The 1,048-nt window shown below is 67.1% G+C and carries 1 pseudogene and 1 other annotated feature; the pseudogene reads right to left on the reverse strand.

Features of this window, described 5'->3' with window-relative positions:
• Positions 1-992 (reverse strand): annotated as a pseudogene (locus L979_RS15320) (IS3 family transposase); the annotation flags it as partial.
• Positions 559-693 (reverse strand) — a sequence feature (AL1L pseudoknot). Its footprint overlaps the pseudogene before it by 135 nt.
• Positions 993-1,048 lie beyond the last annotated feature (56 nt).

A 1,048-nucleotide genomic window follows, 5' to 3' on the forward strand; every position in this document is an offset into this window, starting at 1 on the left:
CACCTCCCGATCGAGGTGTTGCGACGACCAGTTGAATCCGCCTTGAGACCCCGCGTCGCTGTGACACCGCAGGTCCGCGTGGCGGTGACCTCTGGACCAGCGGGCCATCTCGATGGCGTCGAGGATCATCTCGGTGCGCATGTGCGACGCGACCCGCCACCCGACGATCATGCGGGAGAACGCGTCGATGATGAAGCACACGTACGCGACACCGGCCCAGGTCGCCACGAACGTCAGATCCGTCACCCAGAGCCGGTTCGGAGCGGTCGCGGTGAACTCCCGCTGCACCAGATCCGGGTGTCGCGCGGACGCCGGATCCGGCCTGGTCGTCTTCACCCGTTTCGAGCGCCTTGCGCCCTCGATCCCTGCCACCTTCATCAACCTCGCGGTCTGGTCGCGGCCGATCGCGATCCCCGCCCGCCGGGCCGCCTTCCAGAGCTTGCGGACCCCGTAGACCCGGTAGTTCGCCTCCCACAGCTCGACGAGCCGCGGGATCAGCTCCTCGTCCCGCTGGGCACGGGCGGACGGGGTGCGGGTCTTAGCGGCGTAGTAGCTGCTCGGAGCCACCTGCAACTGTCTGCAGATGAGCTCGACTCCGAGCCGGCGACCGTCGACGAGGTCGTCCTTGTTCGCGTCGATGAACGCGACTACTTCCGGTAGTGGCGGTCGAGCTCCGCCCCGAAGAAAGACGCAGCCCGCTTCAGCACCTCGTTGGCCCGGCGAAGCTCGCGGACTTCTTGCTCGAGCTCTTTCACCCGCTGCGCCTCCGCCGAGCTCACGCCGGAGGTGACACCCTCGTCGATGTCGGCCTGCTTCACCCACATCCGCACGGATTCGACCCCGTACCCGAGCTGCGTCGCGACTCGCTGCACGGTTCCTTGCGTGACCCCGAGCTCGGCCCGCAGCGTCCTCACCATCCGCACCGCGGCGGCCTTCTCCTCGTCCGAGTAGCGACGCGTCGTCGGCTTCCCATTCGCCAGTTCCTTCGGCATAACTCCATCCTCGTTTCCAAGGTCAGGAGCCTCCAACAAACTCAGGGCGCTTCACG

The organism is Kocuria sp. ZOR0020, from assembly GCF_000800955.1.
Classification (GTDB): domain Bacteria; phylum Actinomycetota; class Actinomycetes; order Actinomycetales; family Micrococcaceae; genus Kocuria; species Kocuria subflava.